Annotated in this window: 2 protein-coding genes and 1 pseudogene; all 3 read left to right on the forward strand. The window is 47.8% G+C overall.

Annotated features, from left to right (window positions below; all coding sequences use genetic code 11):
• Positions 1-263, forward strand: a pseudogene (locus ACOCD2_RS17525) (SAM-dependent DNA methyltransferase); the annotation flags it as partial.
• Positions 253-1,524: a restriction endonuclease subunit S gene (locus ACOCD2_RS17530; RefSeq protein ID WP_419625838.1), complete on the forward strand. Its 1,272-nt coding sequence runs from the start codon at positions 253-255 to the stop codon at positions 1,522-1,524. The pseudogene ACOCD2_RS17525 and the gene ACOCD2_RS17530, both read left to right, overlap by 11 nt.
• 8 nt (positions 1,525-1,532) lie before the next feature.
• Positions 1,533-2,086 (forward strand): type I restriction endonuclease (locus tag ACOCD2_RS17535; protein WP_419596287.1); only part of this gene is annotated, 554 nt, incomplete at its 3' end.

The following is a 2,086-nucleotide window of genomic DNA, read 5'->3' on the forward strand; positions in this document are numbered from 1 at the left end:
GGGAAACCGAGTTCAGCGATGGAGAACCCTATGAGGATGTATTGGGGTTCTGTTATTCAGCGGAACTGGAAGAAGTGGAGAAGCACGGGTTCGTGCTGACGCCAGGGCGGTATGTAGGGGCGGCAGTTGAGGAAGATGACGAGGAATCATTCAGTGGCAAGATGGCCGAACTGACTGAGGTGCTTTATGAACAGATGAAGAAGGCAGAGGAACTAGATACGATTATCAAGAAAAATATGGAGGTGTTGGGGTATGGGGGGTAAATGGAAAAAGGAAAAGTTCTCTGAGCTTTGTACCATCACAAGAGGAGGATCACCACGACCAATCCATAATTATATAATGGATAAAGGAATTCCATGGGTAAAAATTGCTGATGCCACAGCATCTAACTCACGCACCATCAATTCAACAAAAGAATATATAAAATCAACGGGAAAACAAAAAAGCCGGGAAGTCTTTCCCGGAGATTTGATCCTATCAAATAGTGCTACCCCAGGTTTGCCAAAATTCATGGGTATATATGCCTGTATACATGACGGCTGGCTATTGTTACGTGATTTTAATGGGTTACACAAAGAATTCTGTTATTACTTTCTTCTTCATGAAAGAGAAAACTTAGTTTCGCAAGGAAATGGCTCAGTATTTACTAATCTTAAAACGGATATTTTGAAAAACCATGTTGTTGATGTACCTACTCTATCTGAACAACGCGCCATCGCCCACATCCTCGGAACGCTGGACGACAAGATCGAGCTGAACCGACAGATGGCCCAAACCCTCGAATCCATCGCCCGCGCCATCTTCAAGTCCTGGTTCGTCGATTTCGATCCGGTGAAGGCCAAGATGGAAGGAAAACAGCCAGAGGGAATGAGCGAGGAAGTCGCTGCGCTGTTTCCGGACAAGTTTGTAGAAAGTAAGTTGGGGATGATTCCGGAGGGATGGGCTTCGGGTAAATTTTCCGACATATCAGAGAATATTCGTATAAATATACGCAAAGATGCTATCAATCCTAATGATTGCTATATTGGGTTAGAACACATACCACGAAAAAGTTTGTTTCTTAACAATTGGGGCATCGGTGCAGACGTAACAAGCAATAAGCACAGATTTTTAAGGTATGATTTATTGTTTGGAAAACTCCGCCCATATTTCCATAAAATTATCATTGCGCCGTTTAACGGTATTTGTTCTACAGATATTCTTGTAATAAGAAGCCTTGAGCCGCATTGGTACAGCCTGATGACATTAGGCCTTTCTCAAGAGTCTGTAGTGGACAATGTGACAAATCAAAGCGAAGGCACTCGTATGCCTCGTACCAACTGGAATCAAGTTGGCTCCCAACCAATCGTTATACCTTCAAAGAAAGTAGCTATTGCTTTTGATGCATTAATTTTACCTATGTTACAGAGGGTCGTAGAGATGGCACATGAAAACAGACACCTTTCTGAACTCCGAGATACACAGCTTCCTCGCCTAATATCCGGTAAAATCCGTCTCAACCAACCGGAAGATGCTGCCGCGTAACGACACTCATGCTGGAAAATGACCTCGAAACCGCCTGTCTGAACTGGCTCTCCGATCTCGATTATGAATGCCTGACAGGGGACGACGTTTCCGCCGGCGGCAGCCACGGGGCCCGCAGGAAATACCTGGAAGTGATCCTTCGGTCCCGATTGCATGAGGCTCTCGACCGTCTGAACCCGTCGCTACCGTCTTCCGCGCTGGAGGCGGCAGTGCAGAAGATCGCCAGCTACGGCAGCCAGTCCCTGGTAGACGGCAACCGGGAGATGTACGAGTGGATCCGAAATGGCGTGCCGGTGGAAGTGGAGGACGCCGAAGGCCACAAGACCATTCTGCGCGCCCGGGTGATCGATTTCGAGCAGACTGACGCCAATGATTTTCTGGCGGTCCAGCAGTTCACGGTCCACGGCGAGAAAGTACGCCGTCCCGACATCGTGGTGTTCGTCAACGGCCTGCCCCTGGTGGTTTTCGAGCTCAAGAACCCGGCCGATCTGAACGCGGACATCGAGGATGCCTACAACCAGATCCAGACCTACCAGAACGACATCGAGCAGCTGTTCATCTA

The organism is Thiolapillus sp., assembly GCF_048562965.1.
GTDB lineage: Bacteria > Pseudomonadota > Gammaproteobacteria > Chromatiales > Chromatiaceae > Thiolapillus > Thiolapillus brandeum_A.

Excerpts from the sequence above, each read along its gene's own strand:
- ACOCD2_RS17530 (WP_419625838.1), top strand. The coding sequence starts at position 253 with ATGGGGGGTAAATGGAAAAAGGAAAAGTTCTCTGAGCTTTGTACCATC.